General features: G+C 56.2%; 13 protein-coding genes and 1 pseudogene. 10 read left to right on the top strand and 4 right to left on the bottom strand.

What is annotated here, in order from left to right:
* Positions 1 to 5: 5 nt before the first annotated feature.
* Genes B5G34_RS11015 through B5G34_RS10975 form a run of 9 tightly spaced genes read left to right on the top strand, consistent with a single transcriptional unit; the run spans position 6 to position 9,634 of the window.
* Complete coding sequence (locus tag B5G34_RS11015) at positions 6 to 1,553, top strand: HAMP domain-containing sensor histidine kinase (RefSeq protein WP_087337206.1); 1,548 nt, start codon at positions 6 to 8, stop codon at positions 1,551 to 1,553.
* A complete protein-coding gene (locus B5G34_RS11010) occupies positions 1,522 to 2,187 on the top strand; it encodes a response regulator transcription factor (RefSeq protein WP_087337203.1) in 666 nt (221 codons plus the stop codon). The genes B5G34_RS11015 and B5G34_RS11010 overlap by 32 nt, the downstream gene beginning before the upstream one ends.
* A gap of 34 nt (positions 2,188 to 2,221) precedes the next feature.
* On the top strand, positions 2,222 to 3,037 hold the full coding sequence (locus B5G34_RS11005; protein ID WP_087337199.1) for a glucosamine-6-phosphate isomerase: 816 nt from the start codon (positions 2,222 to 2,224) through the stop codon (positions 3,035 to 3,037).
* 8 nt (positions 3,038 to 3,045) lie between these two features.
* Positions 3,046 to 4,188, top strand: a complete 1,143-nt coding sequence (gene nagA, locus B5G34_RS11000) for an N-acetylglucosamine-6-phosphate deacetylase (protein ID WP_087337196.1) — start codon at positions 3,046 to 3,048, stop codon at positions 4,186 to 4,188.
* 13 nt (positions 4,189 to 4,201) lie between these two features.
* Positions 4,202 to 5,350: a class II fructose-bisphosphate aldolase gene (locus tag B5G34_RS10995; RefSeq protein ID WP_087337193.1), complete on the top strand. Its 1,149-nt coding sequence runs from the start codon at positions 4,202 to 4,204 to the stop codon at positions 5,348 to 5,350.
* Between the two features lie 12 nt (positions 5,351 to 5,362).
* Complete coding sequence (locus B5G34_RS10990) at positions 5,363 to 6,199, top strand: triose-phosphate isomerase family protein (protein ID WP_087337190.1); 837 nt, start codon at positions 5,363 to 5,365, stop codon at positions 6,197 to 6,199.
* 11 nt (positions 6,200 to 6,210) lie between these two features.
* A complete protein-coding gene (locus B5G34_RS10985; protein ID WP_087337187.1) occupies positions 6,211 to 7,671 on the top strand; it encodes a lactate racemase domain-containing protein in 1,461 nt (486 codons plus the stop codon).
* A gap of 13 nt (positions 7,672 to 7,684) precedes the next feature.
* Entirely contained in the window at positions 7,685 to 8,848 is a 1,164-nt protein-coding gene (locus tag B5G34_RS10980) for a 6-phosphofructokinase (protein WP_242956993.1), read from the top strand.
* 6 nt (positions 8,849 to 8,854) lie between these two features.
* Positions 8,855 to 9,634 (top strand): sulfite exporter TauE/SafE family protein, encoded by a 780-nt coding sequence (locus B5G34_RS10975; RefSeq protein WP_087337184.1) that lies wholly within the window; start codon positions 8,855 to 8,857, stop codon positions 9,632 to 9,634.
* Between the two features lie 1,259 nt (positions 9,635 to 10,893).
* Here the strand turns inward: B5G34_RS10975 and B5G34_RS10970 are convergent.
* Positions 10,894 to 11,355, bottom strand: a pseudogene (locus B5G34_RS10970) (AAA family ATPase); the annotation flags it as partial.
* Positions 11,356 to 11,888: 533 nt separating this feature from the next.
* Between B5G34_RS10970 and mobC the strand changes: the two are divergent.
* Positions 11,889 to 12,209 carry a plasmid mobilization relaxosome protein MobC gene (gene mobC / locus B5G34_RS10965; RefSeq protein WP_087337181.1) on the top strand — a complete coding sequence of 107 codons (321 nt, stop codon included), beginning with the start codon at positions 11,889 to 11,891 and terminating at the stop codon, positions 12,207 to 12,209.
* 476 nt (positions 12,210 to 12,685) lie between these two features.
* Here mobC and B5G34_RS10960 read toward each other — a convergent pair whose 3' ends face one another.
* The 3 genes from B5G34_RS10960 to B5G34_RS10950 are packed head-to-tail and all read right to left on the bottom strand — an operon-like array spanning position 12,686 to position 16,525.
* A complete protein-coding gene (locus B5G34_RS10960) occupies positions 12,686 to 13,906 on the bottom strand; it encodes an MFS transporter (RefSeq protein ID WP_009260860.1) in 1,221 nt (406 codons plus the stop codon).
* Positions 13,899 to 15,308 (bottom strand): sodium:solute symporter family protein, encoded by a 1,410-nt coding sequence (locus B5G34_RS10955; RefSeq protein WP_087337177.1) that lies wholly within the window; start codon positions 15,306 to 15,308, stop codon positions 13,899 to 13,901. The genes B5G34_RS10960 and B5G34_RS10955 overlap by 8 nt, the downstream gene beginning before the upstream one ends.
* A 26-nt stretch (positions 15,309 to 15,334) precedes the next feature.
* Entirely contained in the window at positions 15,335 to 16,525 is a 1,191-nt protein-coding gene (locus B5G34_RS10950) for an amidohydrolase family protein (RefSeq protein ID WP_009260858.1), read from the bottom strand.
* Positions 16,526 to 16,582 lie beyond the last annotated feature (57 nt).

Here is a 16,582-nt window from a genome sequence, read left to right as displayed (position 1 = left end):
TTGCTATGCTTCTGCTGTTGGCATTGGGGCTGCTCATTGGCTCCATTTTGGTGCTGAGTGTCAAAAAAAACTGGGAGTCTCTGCTGCTGGTAGGACTGTGTCTCAGTCTGACAGTGTACTTCGTGGGGCTGATGCTCTTTATCGCCAAAAAGGGCGGCTTGTCTCATGAGGTCATGAACTTTCTCTTTTTGACCCCCTCCATCCGGAGCTGGGTGCAGTACCGCTTTATTACCCTGGGGCAGCTGGGCTACTTGGTGGCAGTGGGCCGCTACCTGTTTCCCCTGTTCCTGCTGGAGCTGGCCTTTCAGTATTCTATGCTCTCCGCTCTGCGGAAGGCACCCCTGGTACGGCGGCTGGCACTCATCCTGCCGGCGGTCTCCTTGGTACTCTATTACCCAAACATATACCGTTCCCTGGTGGTACTGCTCCCGGCAACAAAAGATATACTGGTCCAGTTCTCCTACGTCTGGATCATGTGTTATGTGGTCCTGGCGGTAGGCCTGCTGGTGGTAGAGTACTGCTCCACCACCATGCACTTTTCCCGGCGGAAGTTCCTCCCTATCGTCATCTCTCTGGTGGCGCTGGCCGCCCTGTACGGCCTCTACTGCGGCCAGGATCCGGGCCAGATCTACCGCTTCTACAGCTATGACTACACCTGGATCAAGGGTGTGGGATATCTCCAGTTTGCCCTCAGCGTGGGGGGCTATGCGGTCCTGGTAGCCATCAATTTGGTGTGCGGCATCCTGGGTCTGGGCAGCCTGCTGCGCTACACCCAGACCAGCTTTGTCAGTGACCGGGATGAGGTGGTGCTGGAGCGCAAGTTCGACGTGGCCCGTACCGGCGCGTCGGTCTTCGTCCACAGCATCAAAAACCAGCTTCTGGCCAACCGGGTGCTCTACAAGCGCATCCGGGCAGAGCTTCAGAAGGAGGAGCCGGACCTGGACCGGGTACGGAACTACGCCGACAACCTTTGTGACAACAACGAATTGCTCATCAGCCGCTCTGAGGAGCTTTACCGCACGGTAAAGGCCAAATCGGTCCGGCTGGTTCCGGTCACGCTGGGCCGGCTGGAGGAGATCACCATGGAGCGGTTCCGCAAGAAATACCCGGACGGCCGGGTCCGCCTGATGATGGACCGGGACATCCAGGTCCTGGCCGATGAGAATTACCTCAGCGAGGCCCTGTATAACCTGCTCACCAATGCCTGGGAGGCCACCATCGAATACGAGGAGGCCAGACCGGTGGAGCTGGTGAGCCACCAGGAGCGGCTGTACACCGTCCTGGAGGTGAAGGACCACGGGCCGGGCATCCATTCAGAGGAGTTCAAGCACATCTTTGAACCCTTCTATTCCAGCAAGAACACCAACTTCAACTGGGGCATGGGCCTCTACCATGTCCGCACCATTGTGCGCAGCCACCTGGGCTCTCTTCGGGTGGAGAACCGGCCGGAGGGCGGGGCCTCCTTCTTCGTGTTGCTGCCCCGCTATGGTACCACCCGCCGGGAGCAGGAGGGAAAGAAGCATGATTCGCATTTTGGTCGCCGAGGACTTTGAGCTGATCCGGGAGGATCTGTGCGATGTCCTCAATCAGCAGGAGGATATCACCGTGGTGGGCAGCGCCGGCAGCGGCAAGGAGATCGAAGCCCTGGCCATGGACACCGACTTTGATATCGTCCTGATGGACATCGAGATGGAAACCACCAACGCCGGCATCCATGCCACCGAGCACATTCTGGAGAAAAAGCCGGAGGTCAAGGTCCTTTTCCTGACGGCTCATGAGACCGACAATATGATCCTCACCTCTATGGGCGCAGGGGCGGTGGATTACATCGTCAAGGGGTGCGAGGATGAGGAGCTGCTCCAGCACATCCGCAGCGCCTACGCCGGCCAGCCCATGCTGGACGGCAAGATCCAGAACCTGCTGCTCAAGGAGTATTCCCGTCTGCGTACCTCGGAGCGCTCCCTGCTCTTCTTCATCAGCACGGTCTCCCAGCTCACCGCCGCAGAGCGGGACCTGGTGCGGCTGCTGCTGGAGGGCAAGAAGATCAAGGAGATCGCCGCCCAGCGGTGTGTGGAGGTGGTCACCGTCAAGACCCAGATCAAAAGCCTGCTGCGCAAGTTTGGCTGTACCCGCACCAAGGAGATCGTGGATACCATCCGGGATCTGAACGTGTCCCACCTGTTTTAACGTTGTTATTCCGCCAATAGAAAGGAAGATCCACATGGACTATTATCACATTTCTGCCCAGGATCTGGGCAAGGACGCCAAGATTCCCGTGGTCAAGCTGGGGGACTCCGGCGAGGTCTTTTACGAGATTGCCATGGAGATGATCAACACCATCAAGGCCCACAATGAGAAGGGTGAGAAGACCGTCTTCATCTGCCCTGTGGGCCCCGTGGGTCAGTACCCCATCTTTGTCCGCCTGGTGAACCGGGACCGTATCAGCCTGAAGAACTGCTGGTTCATCAACATGGACGAGTATCTCAACGATGACGATACCTACATCGACAAGGAGAGCCCTCTGTCCTTCCGGGGTTTCATGGAGCGCACCGTGTACACCAAGGTGGACCCCGAGCTGCTGATGCCCCCTGAGCAGCGGGTGTTCCCCAACCCCGCCGACCCCGGCTACGTGGACCGGCTCATTGAGGAGCTGGGCGGCGTGGACATCGCCTTCGGCGGCATTGGCATCAACGGCCACCTGGCCTTCAACGAGTCCCGCGAAGACATGACCGCCGAGGAGTTTGCCGCTCAGGGCACCCGGGCCCTCACCCTCAACCCCGAGACCCGCACCGCTAACGCCATCGGCGACCGCTGCGGCGCCATCGACGCCATGCCCCACCGTGCTGTCACCATCGGCATCAAGCAGATCCTGGGTGCCCGCAAGGTCCGTCTGGGCGTGTTCCGCGAGTGGCACCGCTCCGTGGTCCGTCAGGCCGCCTACGGCGAGGTGACCGCTCACTTCCCCGCCAGCCTGCTGCAGAACCATCCCGACGCCATCATCTTCACCAACTCCCTGGCTGCCGGCCAGCCCTTCTGAGGTATCCCATGAAGAGAACGCTCTTTACCAATGGCCGCATCTATATGGACGGCCAGTTCCAGGACGTGGACCTGCTGGTGCAGGACGGCCGGGTCGCCGGATTCGGCGGCAAGGCCGATGACGTGGTGGACCTGGGCGGCAAGCTGCTGGTCCCCGGTTTCCTGGACCTGCACACCCACGGCGGCGACGGCGTGGATGTGAACGCTGCCACCGCCGAGGACCTGGCCAAGATCGGCCGGTTCTTCGCCAAAAACGGCACCACCGGCTGGCTATGCTCCATCCTCACCGATACGCCGGAGCAGACCCTGTGGTGCATCGACCAGGCCAAGGCCGCTATGAAGGCCCCCATCACCGGCGCCCAGCTCATGGGCATCCACCTGGAGGGCCCATTCCTGTCGGTAGAATACAAGGGAGCCATGCCCGAGCATCTGCTGCAGAAGGGAAATGCGGAGCTCTTCCGCAAATACCAGCAGGCCGCCGACGGCGCGGTACGCTATATCACCGTCTCTCCCGAGGTGGAGGGCGTGGTGGACATGATCGCGGAGATCGCCGGTCACACCACCGTGGCCATCGGCCACTCCGGTGCCGACTACGAGACCTCCTGTGCCGCCATCGACGCGGGAGCCGCCTGCTGCACCCACACCTTCAACGCCATGGGCCTGTTCCACCAACATCGGCCCGGCATCATGGGCGCCGTGCTGGAGCGCCCCGTGTGCTGCGAGGCCATCTGTGACGGCCGCCACCTCCACCCCGGCTCTGTCCGGATGCTCCTGGCCTGCAAGGGCTGGGACAAGGTGGTAGCTGTGACCGACTCCATCCAGGCCGCCGGCCTGCCCGACGGCCACTACAAGCTGGGCGTCAACGACGTGGTGGTGGAGGACGGAGACGCCAAGCTGGCGTCCAACGGCGTCCGGGCCGGCTCTACCCTGACCACCGGTCAGGCCCTGAGAAACCTTGTGAAGTTCACCGGGGAGAGCGTGGAAAAGGTGCTCCCCCTGTTGACCTGCAATCCTGCCCGCCTCATCGGCATGGATTACCGGAAGGGCTCCATCGCCCCCGGTAAGGATGCCGATCTGGTGGTTCTGGATCAAGATCTGAATGTAACTGCAACCTATGTGGCCGGCGAGTGTGTTTTCGCCGGAGAGAATTAAGGAGGAACTTATTATGCCGCTGGTACCCCTGAGACCTTTGATGGAAGCCGCTGAGAAGTACAACTACGCCCAGGGCGCCTTTAACGTCAACGCCGTGGCCCAGGCCAAGGCCGTCATCGAGATGCACGAGACCTTCCGTTCTCCTGCCATCCTGCAGGGCGCCGACCTGGCCAACGCCTTCATGGGCGGCCGTGTGGACTTTGCCAACGGCACCCTGGAGGACAAAAAGAAGGGCGCCCGCAACATCGCCAACGCCGTGAAGAAGTACGGCGAGAACTCCCCCATCCCCGTGGTGCTCCACCTGGACCACGGCAAGGACTTTGATTCCTGCGTGGCTGCCATCGAGGGCGGCTACACCTCCGTCATGATCGACGGCTCTTCCCTGCCCCTGGAGCAGAACATCGAACTGACCCGCGAGGTGGTCAAGTATGCCCACGCCCGGGGCGTGTCCGTTGAGGGCGAGCTGGGTGTGCTGGGCGGCCAGGAGGACCACGTGTTTGCCGCCACCTCCACCTACACCAACCCCCTGGACGCTGTGGAGTTCATCCAGAAGACCGGTGTTGACGCCCTGGCCATCTCCTACGGCACCCAGCACGGCGCCAACAAGGGCAAGGACGCCAAGCTCCGCAAGGAGATCCCCATCGCCATTAAGGAGTGCATCAACCGTCTGGGCATCTTCTGCGCCCTGGTGTCCCACGGCTCCTCCACTGTGCCCCAGTACATCGTTAAGGAGATCAACGACCTGGGCGGCGACATCCAGAACGCTTATGGCATCAACGTGGACGAGCTGATGGCCGCTATCCCCTGCGGTATCCGCAAGATCAACGTGGACACCGACATCCGTCTGGCCGTGACCCGCAACATGAAGGAGCTGTTTGCTCAGAAGCCTGAGCTGCAGAAGAGCCCTTCCATCGGCGGCGTGTACACCCTGCTGGAGGAGAAGAAGTCCGCCTTCGATCCCCGCGTGTTCTTCCCCCCCATCATGGATACCGTCCTCACCGGCAACGTGCCCGACGATGACGTGGCCCTGCTGATGAGCCGCGTGGAGGCCGGCGTGAAGGAGGCTGTTGGCTCCCTGATCGTCAACTTTGGCTCCTACGGCCGTGCTCCTCTGGTGGAGCAGAAGTCCCTGGAGGACATGATCGACTTCTACAAGAAGTAAGAGGTGGCCGGAATGAAGCATCTGTATCTGAATCTGAAGCGGTTTGACGTGCCCGTGGAGTTTGGCGGCGTCAATCGCATCGCCCCGGTGGCTGACTGGGGCAAGTATATCGTGGAGCACACCCAGGAAGGTCTGAAGCACTACGATCCCACCGAGGTGGAGTTCGTCCAGTACTTCCCCGAGGCCCACATCCTGGGAGCTGTGGCCGCTCAGTGCGAGAACAGCCCGGTACAGGTGGGCTCCCAGAGCGTCTACCGCATGAACACCGCTGTGGGCGGCAATTTCGGCGCTTTCACCACCAACCGTCCCGCTTCCATCGTCAAGGCCATGGGGTGCACCTCCACCATCATTGGCCACTGCGAGGAGCGCAACGACAAGATGGGCGTGCTGGCTGAGGCCGGCGTCACCGACACCGCCGCCGTCAACCGCCTGCTCAACCAGGAGATCAAGCTGGCCATCGAGCAGGGCCTGACCGTCCTCTACTGCATCGGCGAGAAGAGCGAGGAGCAGGAGCAGTGGCAGCAGGTGCTGGGCGACCAGCTGAAGATCGGCCTGGACGGGGTGGACACCTCCAAGGTGGTCATCGCCTATGAGCCCATCTGGTCCATCGGCCCCGGCAAGACCCCTGCCGACAAGCCCTACATCACCAAGATCGCCAAGTTTGTCAAGGAGCAGACCGGCGGTCTGGACGTGGTGTACGGCGGCGGCCTGAAGGTGGACAACGCCGAGATGCTGGCCTCCATCGACGAGATCGACGGCGGCCTCATCGCCCTGACCCGCTTCCAGGGGGAGATCGGCTTCTACCCCGACGAGTACCTGGAGATCATCAAGACCTATCTTGGTAAGTAAGGAGAGCACACATGAAGCTTGATTTTGAATACGGCCATGGCCTGATGAGCGCCAACCTGCCCGACAACACCGACGTGTTTATCCCCGGCACAACCGTGCCTGATCCCGAGTGCCTGCCTCAGGACTGGGACAGCCTGTACAAGGCCACCCTGGAGTCCATCCGCAACCCCATGGGCATGCCCTCCCTGAAGGAGCTGGCCGGCCCCGGCAAGACCGTGGTCTTCGTCATCCCCGACATCGTCAAGGGCGGCTGCCAGCCCACCGCCCACCGGAAGGTGTCCATCCGTGCCTGCCTGGACGAGCTGTATGCCGCCGGCGTGGAGAAGAAGGACATCCTGCTGCTCTTCTCCAACGGCCTGCACCCCCGCGCCACCGTGTCCGAGATGAAGCAGATCCTGGGCGAGGAGCTCTTCAATGAGTTCTACTGGACCAACCAGATCACCAGCCACGACTCCGAGGACTACGACCACATGGTGGACCTTGGTACCACCGGCCGCGGCGATCCCGTGCTGATGAACAAGTATGTCTTTGACTGCGACATTCCCATCCTCATCGGCCACACCCAGGGCAACCCCTACGGCGGCTACTCCGGCGGCTACAAGCACTGCGCCACCGGTATCACCCACTGGCGGAGCATCGCCAGCCACCACGTGCCCAAGGTCATGCACCGGGATGACTTCACCCCCGTGTCCGGCCACTCCCTCATGCGCACCAAGTTCGACGAGATCGGCATGCACATGGAGGAGAAGATGGGCCATCCCTTCTTCTGCTGCGACGCTGTGCTGGACACCTACTCCCGCCAGATCGCCATCTACTCCGGCTACGCCAAGGTGATGCAGCCTGAGTCCTGGAAGCTGGCCAACAAGCGTACCTACGTCCCCTTCGCCGAGAAGAAGTACGACGTGATGGTGTTCGGTATGCCCCAGAACTTCCACTACGGCAACGGCATGGGCACCAACCCCATCCAGATGATGCAGGCTCTCTCCGCTCAGGTCATCCGCCACAAGCGCGTCATGAAGGACAACTGCGTCATCATTTGCTCCTCCATCTGCAACGGCTACTTCCACGACGAGCGGTGGCCCTACCTGCGGGAGCTCTATGAGATGTTCCAGCACGACTACATGAACATCCTGCCCGACATGGACCGGTACGGCGAGTACTTTGCCACCAACCAGGAGTATATCCGCAAGTACCGCTTCTGCAACGCCTTCCATCCCTTCCACGGCTTCTCCATGATGAGCTGCGGCCACATCGCCGAGATGAACACCTCCGCCATCTACATCGTTGGCGCTCAGGAGCCTGGCATTGCCCGCGGCATGGGCCTGAAGACCCGGGCCACCTTCGAGGAGGCTCTGGAGGATGCTAAGAAGAAGTTTGTGGGTCCCAACCCCAATATCCTGGCTCTGCCCCAGACCTTCAAGCTGGGTGCCGTCCATCTGTGCATGAAGGACGACGATCTGAGCAACGTGTAAGGAGGGCATTGTCATGCTGAAAGGAAATATGCTGATCGCCCACGGCGGCGGCCCCACCCCGGTCATCAACAGCTCCCTGCTGGGCGCTGTCCGGGAGGCCAAGGCCCACGGCGAGATCGAGACCATCTACGGCGCCCGCTTCGGCGCTGAGGGCATCCTGGCCGGAGACCTGATCGACCTGGGCAAGTTCAGCGACGAGGACCTGGCCCTGCTGGCCAAGACCCCTGCTTCCGCCCTGGGCTCCTGCCGCCGCAAGCTCACCGACGCCGACTATCCCGCGGTGCTGGAGTGTTTCAAGAAGTTCAACATCCGCTACTTCTTCTACAACGGCGGCAACGACTCCATGGATACCTGCAACAAGATCTACAACCTGTCCGTGGAGACCGGCTATGAGCTGCGGGTCATCGGCATCCCCAAGACCATCGACAACGACCTGGACGTCACCGATCATTGCCCCGGCTTCGGCTCCGCCGCCAAGTACGCCGCTGTCTCCGCTCTGGAGCTGGCTCAGGACGCAGCTGCTCTGCCCATCCACGTGGTGGTGATGGAGATGATGGGCCGCAACGCCGGCTGGATCACCGCTGCCTCCGCCCTGTATGCCGATCTGATGCCCTGTGAGCATCTGGTGTATCTGCCCGAGGTGGCCTTCGACAAGGAGAAGTTCCTGGCTGCCGTGAAGGAGAAGTGGGCCAAGGGCCGCGGCCTGCTGGTGACCATCTCCGAGGGCATCCACTATGCCGACGGCTCCCCCGTGGCCGACTCCGGCGTGGTGGACGGCTTCGGCCACAAGGTGCCCGGCGGCGCCGCCCAGGCCCTCAGCGACATGATCATGCAGGAGGCCGGCCTGAAGTCCCGGTCCGAGAAGCCCGGCCTGCTGGGCCGTGTGAGCGTGGCGCTCATGTCCGAGATCGATCAGAAGGAGGCCGAGGAGGCCGGCGCCTGCGCCGTCCGCTCTGCTGTGGAGGGCAAGACCGGCTTCATGGTGGGCTTTGAGACCACCCGGAACCCCTACTCCTCCAAGACCTGCCTGATCCCCCTGGAGAAGGTGGCTAACGCCGAGAAGAAGTTCCCCCTGGAGTGGATCGGCGAGGACGGAGCCAGCATCAAGCCCGAGTTCAAGGCCTACTGCGAGCCCCTGCTGGGCGCTTACGACAGCCGCTTTATCTCTCTGCGGTAAGCCGCCATGCAGATCCTCTTTAATTTTCTGGTCTGTATTCTGGCAACCACCATCGGCGGCATCAGCGGCGTGGGCGGCGGCGTCATCATCAAACCGGTGATGGACGCCGTGTCCGGCCTGCCGGTGGCTACCATCAGCTTCCTGTCCGGCTGCACCGTGCTGGCCATGACCATTACCTCCATGCTCCGCAGCATCGGCGGCGAGGTAAAGGTAGAGCCCCGGCGGGGCACCCTGCTGGCCATCGGCGCCGCTGTGGGCGGCATTGTGGGCAAGCAGCTCTTCGACATCGTGAAGGACGCCGGCGGCTCCGCCGTTTCGGTGGCCCAGCAGGTACTGATGATCCTGCTCACCCTGGGCGTGCTGGCCTACACCCTGAACCGCCCCCGCATCCGCACGCTGGACGTGAAGAACGGGGCGGCCTGTGTGGTGATCGGTCTGGCTCTGGGCGTGCTGTCCTCCTTCCTTGGGATCGGAGGCGGCCCCATCAACCTGGCCGTGCTCTACTACTTCTTCTCCATGGACTCCAAGACCGCCGCCCTCAACTCCCTGTATGTCATCCTCTTCTCTCAGGGTGCCAGCTTCCTGAACACCCTGATCGGACGCACGGTGCCTGAATTTGAGTGGCCCGTCCTCATCGCCATGGTGGTGGGCGGCGTGGTCGGCGGCACCGTGGGCCGCAGTCTCAGCCGCCGCATGGACAACCGGGCGGTGGACAGACTCTTTTTCTGGCTGCTTCTGGTAATCACTGGTATCAGCGTCTATAACCTGATCCGGTGTTTCCTGTAGCACGTTCATCTCCTTTTTCCGCATCAGCGCTGCAGGCAGATCGCCTACGGCGCTGATGCATTTTCCCGCAGCAAACGTGGGTGATCTGCTCGTCAGATTTGTATTGTCAGATGGGCTGCTGGAGCAGGTCAAAGCAAGGAGATATGCGCAATGAAATACCAACACGGCTACCGCTCCTTATTTTTATCCAGACATAAAAAAGTAGACACTCACACTGATGTGAGTGTCTACTTTTATTTTACAGATTTACTGGATTATGAGAGCCTGGGATGAAATCTGAATTACCTCGGATTTTTGATAGCGGCCTGCGCCGTACATACCTTGTGTATATAACGATGTACATTTTGAATTAGAGCTGTCCGGGCAGCTCACCGACGCAGGCTGCCCGGAAAAGGGATGGTGTGCCCCTCCTCATCAGCAAAAGGACCAAAGTGTAATTTACTATCCATAGAGCAGGTCGTGTACTTCCTCTGACCGGCTAAATTCAGAAAGGCAACTGTGGGCTGCGGAGAAAAGTCCAAGCACCAGGCAAAGCGGGAATCAGACAGTGGTGTAACCTGTGAAACAAAGAGATCAATGAAATCCTCGCTTACCAGACCGTCATGCATTTCAACTGCTTCGCACAACGCTGCCTCAATGGCTTCCATATCCAGGCGTCCGGGATTGTAGTCCTCTGAAGCAATTTGAGCTTTGCTCTGACGAAGGGCCTCCATCTGCTGCTGAATTTCTATGGTCCGCTGGAGGAACTTATCCTGCTCAATCTCTCCACGGGCACGGACCACAACCAAGTCATCCAGCTGTTGTTGGAGCAACTGAATAGAGTCATCTTTCGCTTTCATCAAATCTGCTCGACGATCTGCGTCTGGCTTGTAGCAAGCATCCAGCATTTTGCAGGTCTGGAGGACGATTTCTCTTTGGTCTCCCCATACCCTCTCAAATATTTTGGAGGCCATCAGTTCCAGCTTGCTTTGTCCAACCGGCTTGATCTCACAGATAGGTGTTGGATTGCCTTGTTCATTCTGAAGGCGGATGCGGGGGGTATCATGGTGTCGTTTGCATTCATATCCATAGATAGGCTTTCCTGCATTATTGGTTCTCCAACGATGTCGAAGCATGGGAGAACCACAACGACACCTCATTTTTCTACCCCACACATTCTGAGCCTGCTGAATACCAAAACTCCGTGTACGGCCTTTCTCATCGGTCAGCCGTTTGGTCCTACTGCGACGAATGGCGTTACACCGCTCGTACTGTTCCTCCGAGATAATCTGAGGGAAGCCACCTTTTACATAGACAAACTCACTCTCGTCACGCTTGATTCTCTTTTGCTCCAAATAGTTATTGGAATACTGTCCCTTGAGCGTGTCCAGGTATTGCCGCAAGATGGTCTCACGGCTCATGGCGTTCACCAGGGAGACCTCCATGCCGGAGAGCTGGATGTCGGCAGGCATCAGGTCAACGCCTTCCGGGTGGTGCAGGATGCCCTCGCCGGGGCGCATCGGCTCGTCCATCAGGATACGGCCCATCGCGTCGGACAGAGTAAAGGGCAGCTTGTCCGGCTGGGGATGGCCCAGGCTGATGGTCAGGCTGCCCTGCGGGTCTCCGTCGATCAGCAGAACTTTCTTCCCCGCCTGCGCCAGCCCGATACCCAGATTTGCGCAGGTGGTTGTCTTGCCAACGTCGCCTTTCTGGTTGGCGATGGCGATAATTTGTGTGTTCATTTCAGTTTCCTCCTGTGTCTTGGACAGAAGATGGAATGTAAAGAGGGTAAACTACCCCCTTGGGTTTTCTTAAAATCAAGAACATTTCGGCATCCTTTTGATTTAGGATTCATTTATCACGGTTCTGTACCGGACACTCCCATTGCCTGCGACGCTTTTAACGCTCGGACTGTGGCTGAGTGTAAGTTTTCCCCCTGTCCCTGGATCGTGGCCTCAAGTTATCAAGCTCTTTACCGGCGATAGGGAAGATGCGCTGGCCAGTTAATCAGTATAACTTCTAGCATCCAACATTGCGGCACCCGGGGTCTATCCCGGGTGCCGCAATTTAACATCACCCCAATGTATGTCGAAAAAAATCGGATTATTGTGTACGGATAATTTCTCGCTTCCATACATTCTTTTCTTGGCCGGGTGAAGACCCACAGCGGCTGTGCCGCTGTTCTTGCAAGCATCGCATTTTTGTACAAAAACGCACTTGTCAGGGGATACCCCTGAAACCCCAGTGCATAGCAACAGGAAAGAGGTGAGTATTTTTGCATCAGCTGCACGTGATGCTCAGTGAGAAAGATTATGCCCATTTAAAGGAGCAGCAACGGCGCAGTGGCCTCTCTGCCAGTGCATTGATCCGTTCCTTACTAGCTGACCTGGAGATCAAGGAGCGTCCCACTGAAATGGTCATGCAGGTTTGCCGGGAACTAAACGCAATTGGAAATAATTTAAATCAACTGGCCTGGGCCGCGAATCAAGGTGCACCTATCAGTGTGGAACAACTGGCGGCAATCCAACAGACGTTGGAGCAACTGTGGCATTGGGCAAAATTTGATTCTGAACTGGCCGAAGTACCCAGGAAATGACCATTGGTACATGTAGATGCTCAGGCAGAATTCTATAATCAATAAATTATCTTCAGACGGTAAAACCACGGCTGGTTGTGATGCCTGTGATCCCAGTTTTCTGCTTGGGTCATCTCTTTTATCTCATCTATGGTTGATTCGCAAATGGGAACGGCTTTTGCAGATATGCGGTTTATCCTCAAATTTTCATTAGACTGAGAGGCTGACATTCCAAATTTCCGCACTGTTAGTCTGCGTCAGCCCCTTCGTAGGCAAGCGATGATCTGACCGGCCCGGTCAGCAGTAATCGGATTCCATAAATGGTGGGACGGCATGCGCGTCGCTTGTAGCGTGACTGCCTTCCTAACCACCTAGGAATTCTATTGACGCAAATACCGCGAACAGGAATCTTGTTCTGCTTCCTGTTCGCGGTATTTGTTTCAGGTGCTTGTCTAAAATGCACCATTGGCGACCGGAGACGTTTCTATCCGTAAAACTTAAACTTCACTGCGCTCAAAGATATGGTGTCTTTTCTCATAGCGGTATAGCAGAATACTGCAGATAATAACCATGGCGACACCCGCCAAAGACAACAGTAGCACATACTGGTATCCGGTATTTCCGTAATTGTCCAGCCAGTTTCCAATCAATGTATACGACCAGATATCGGTGGAATAACCCACAGCAGAGCAAATACCCATAGCGGTGCCGGTAATGGCCATTGGGATTTTTGCTTCAGGGATAGGTGTATACATACCGCTCCGCGCAGTAGACATAAAAATCAAGATTAGGAATGCTATGATAACTGCGATCACCATGGATCCGCTGTTTTGGGGAATTACAAACATACCAACAATGGCGGCTGAGAGAAATACCATGCAGATAATCATGAACTTGGGGGTTTTCCATTTGTCAAGCAGCATGCCTCCAACACCGACGACGCAGAGGCGTACAATGCACTTATTCATGATGGCAAAGGATGTGGCAAAGGCTACGCTCGTTCCGAAGACCCCATTCAGATAGGGATTCAGATAGGCGGAGCCGGTGGCGACAATAAACATGCCCATTACAATCAGGCCGTTCAGCCAGGTGACCGGATGCGCAATCGCCTGCTTTACCATTCGCACATTGAAATCGTTGTCGTTGATGCCCTTAACGTCCTTGAGCAAAAAGATAACCAGCAGGGCGATGATTACCAGTATGGTTGCATACAGCGCAGTCGCGATTTTAAAGGAGCTGACATATCCCAGCAGCGCCAGCAGTCCGTAGCTTGCCACTGCACCGACAAGTGCGTAACACCATTCAAATGTGCCAAACGTGCGTCCCTGGTCATCTTTGTCATCCGCCTGTGCACGAATGAGTTTCATGAAGGCGCTCCAATGGATAAAGGTAGTGGAGATGCCAAATCCAAAGTAGCATACCATCAGGACGGTATAGCCGCTCATAAAATACATCGCATAGCCAAGAGCGGCTGTCATCAGCAGGGAAAGAATGATGAGTTTCTTTGGGCTGAATTTGTCAGCCAACATTCCGCCAAACAGATAGCCAGGAGTTGCTGTCAGAGAGAAAAAAGTAATCAGTATACCAGCCTGGGTATTTGACAGGTTAAATGCCTCCAGAAACTGTGTATAAAATGTGGAACTGAGGTAAGGCAAATTGTAGATTAGGCAAGTAGATGTTAACAATAGAATTACGCCAAATTTTTTCGTTTTAAACATGGCCTTCATCCTTTCTTACCTTATTTGTAAGCACCGATATGATGCAGATCGTCCCTGCGCTGACAGCCAGTCCAAAGACATTGGACGGAATCTGTGCAAGCGCACTGATACGAAAAGATGGAAAATACTCCCACAACAAACTCAGCACAACAGTCATGACCATACTTATCAGCGCAGCTTTGCCTGTGACAAATTTGGAGTACAATCCTAACACCATTGGAACAAAGGCAGAAACACCGTAGAACAAGCCACCAATATAGCAAATATTTACAATATTGCTGGAGAACATCGATATGCTCAATGCGAACAGTGCCACGGCAAAAACACAAATGCGACTGGTTACCAATATACTTTGATCATTTCGCTCTGACTTCCCAAGCGGAACATAGATATCGTTGACAATGAGTGTTGCCGTCGCGTGCAGCATTGATGTTCCGGTGGATATTGTTGCCGCAAATACAGCGGCCAGCCCTATGCCCAGCAGGCCGTGAGGGAAGAAGCGGACCAGCATGGTTGCAAATATCATGTTAGAATCTTCTATTCCAGGTAAAAGCACATAGGCAGCTATTCCAATCAATCCTAATGCCATTGAAATGATCACATAGAAACCGGCAGTGAAGAGCGCACCGAATTTTGCAGTTCCTGTGTCTTTTGCACTGACCATTCGCTGGATATAGTTCTGGTTCGTGGAGTAATTGAGCATGCAGAGCAGGATCCATGAGATTGGAGTCCACGCGCCCAGCTGATCAAAACGGAAGAATTCAACCGGCACATTTGCTTTTAATGTTGCATACCCGCCAGCCGCCCGAATCGAAAACGGCACCATTAGCAAGATGCTGATCACAATTATGATAAACAGCACAGCATCGGTGTTTACAACTGCCCGCAGGCCGCCGGAGGTGAGAAAGAGAACGATTAGAACGGAAATCACAAGAGAGACATTGATATTGAATCCTGTGACAATATGAAGTACTGTGCAAGAAACAGTATACTGGACTGAAAGGGCGGCAATATTGGTCAGAATATGGAGTATACAGGATAGAAGTTTAACTCCTTTGCCGTACCGTTTGCCAAAATACTCGGGAAGTGTGGCACAATCCATGCGATTAAACTTCTTTGCCAAAAAGAGTCCCACCAGGATAAATGCTGGAGCTGCCGCTAAATTCCACCATATGCCGGAAATCCCGACAAAGTAGCAGTAACCAATTGCACCGACCAAGCCGCTGCCTCCAAAGTCGGTAGCCGCCATGGAAAAGCCTGCCTGCAGTTTATTAATCCCTTTTTCTGTCAGCAGAAACTCTTTGGATGAATCGGTGCAGCAGGTATTTCGGCCGCTAAGCCATCCAATGAGTATCACGACCAGAATCGTGCTGAACAAAACACAGTAGTCTATTATCTGCATAGAAATGTCCCTCCATAGGAAACGTCTCAGTCTCTGAACAAAACGCCTTCCTTCCACACCATAGCAGGATATTTCATCATGCAGGAGATATCTTCATCGGGTGCACCGTCTACAACCACAAGATCGGCCAGTTTGCCAACGCAGATAGTACCCAGCTTGTCATCCATGCGGAGGATCTTTGCGCTCTCAATGGTGGCTTGTTTCAAGATGGTCTCATTGTCCACGCCATAGGATGCTCTTGCCTGAAACTCGATGCCCGGATATTTCGCCGCATTTTCCATATCCAGATCGGTACCGAAACCAATCGTGATGCCAGCGGCCTGGCAGAGGTGAATACCCTGCGCCATATGTGCGATACCATCTTCCGTCTTGCTCTTAAATTCAGGAACAACGGGGCCGGAGAGCTCAGAAACTAACGAATACGCCACCGCAAACGTAGGAACTGTACAAATATCATTCCCACGCTTGAGGATCAGCTCCACACACTCCTCATCCATATAGGAGGCATGTTCAATGGTGCGGACGCCGGCCTTGATGGCTTCTTTGATCCCCAACGTGCCGTGGCAATGTGCGGCAACATAGGTCCCAAGGCCTTCCGCTGCTGCCACAATAGCGCGAAGCTCTTCGGGTGTGGTTACAATCTGACCAGGTACGCCGCCAAGATTCAGCATCGCCCCTGTGCACATATATTTGATAAAATCGACCCCTGCGGCACACTCCTCACGGCAGGCCTTCAGCATGGCGTCTGCACCGTCAATTTCCTTATAGAGCGTTCCAAAGCTGGAGTTGCCCCGTGTAGTGGGTGTCAGAATTTTGCCAGAGGTGATAACACGTGCGCCGGTCAGAACGCCGCTGTTGATGTTGTCGCGTACGGTTACAGAGGCATAATAGTCATTGCCAGCATCACGGATGGTGGTGTAACCCAATTTCAGATAAGTCTTGGCGTAAGCGGCGCTGTCCATTACATATGTGCTCTCACTGCGGTGCATTAAATACTCCCAGTTCTGGTTGGTAAACATCAAATGTGCATGCAGGTCAAAGTAACCCGGGATCACCGTTTTGCCGTTCAGATCATAGCACTCAGCATCTTCACAAGATTGTGTTCCACAGGGATAGATTCCTTGGATGTGTTTGCCGTCAATAAAAATGTCTGCGGTGGGATTGCTGTATCCATCCGTCAGGTATGGGATAAGACGACAGTTTTTTAATACAATCATTATAATTGCCTCCATGTTTTAGGATGTCCTTATCATATATTTTTCACAAAGAGGAGG

The organism is Flavonifractor sp. An82, from assembly GCF_002159265.1.
In the GTDB taxonomy this organism is placed as follows: domain Bacteria; phylum Bacillota; class Clostridia; order Oscillospirales; family Oscillospiraceae; genus Flavonifractor.
This window is presented reverse-complemented; position numbering and strand designations above follow the sequence as displayed.

What these genes read in the sequence shown, in the direction of transcription:
- B5G34_RS11015 (WP_087337206.1), top strand. Translation starts at nt 6, where the DNA reads ATGCTTCTGCTGTTGGCATTGGGGCTGCTCATTGGCTCCATTTTGGTG.
- B5G34_RS11010 (WP_087337203.1), top strand. Translation starts at nt 1,522, where the DNA reads ATGATTCGCATTTTGGTCGCCGAGGACTTTGAGCTGATCCGGGAGGAT.
- B5G34_RS11005 (WP_087337199.1), top strand. Translation starts at nt 2,222, where the DNA reads ATGGACTATTATCACATTTCTGCCCAGGATCTGGGCAAGGACGCCAAG.
- nagA (WP_087337196.1), top strand. Translation starts at nt 3,046, where the DNA reads ATGAAGAGAACGCTCTTTACCAATGGCCGCATCTATATGGACGGCCAG.
- B5G34_RS10995 (WP_087337193.1), top strand. Translation starts at nt 4,202, where the DNA reads ATGCCGCTGGTACCCCTGAGACCTTTGATGGAAGCCGCTGAGAAGTAC.
- B5G34_RS10990 (WP_087337190.1), top strand. Translation starts at nt 5,363, where the DNA reads ATGAAGCATCTGTATCTGAATCTGAAGCGGTTTGACGTGCCCGTGGAG.
- B5G34_RS10985 (WP_087337187.1), top strand. Translation starts at nt 6,211, where the DNA reads ATGAAGCTTGATTTTGAATACGGCCATGGCCTGATGAGCGCCAACCTG.
- B5G34_RS10980 (WP_242956993.1), top strand. Translation starts at nt 7,685, where the DNA reads ATGCTGAAAGGAAATATGCTGATCGCCCACGGCGGCGGCCCCACCCCG.
- B5G34_RS10975 (WP_087337184.1), top strand. Translation starts at nt 8,855, where the DNA reads ATGCAGATCCTCTTTAATTTTCTGGTCTGTATTCTGGCAACCACCATC.
- B5G34_RS10960 (WP_009260860.1), bottom strand. Translation starts at nt 13,906, where the DNA reads ATGTTTAAAACGAAAAAATTTGGCGTAATTCTATTGTTAACATCTACT.
- B5G34_RS10955 (WP_087337177.1), bottom strand. Translation starts at nt 15,308, where the DNA reads ATGCAGATAATAGACTACTGTGTTTTGTTCAGCACGATTCTGGTCGTG.
- B5G34_RS10950 (WP_009260858.1), bottom strand. Translation starts at nt 16,525, where the DNA reads ATGATTGTATTAAAAAACTGTCGTCTTATCCCATACCTGACGGATGGA.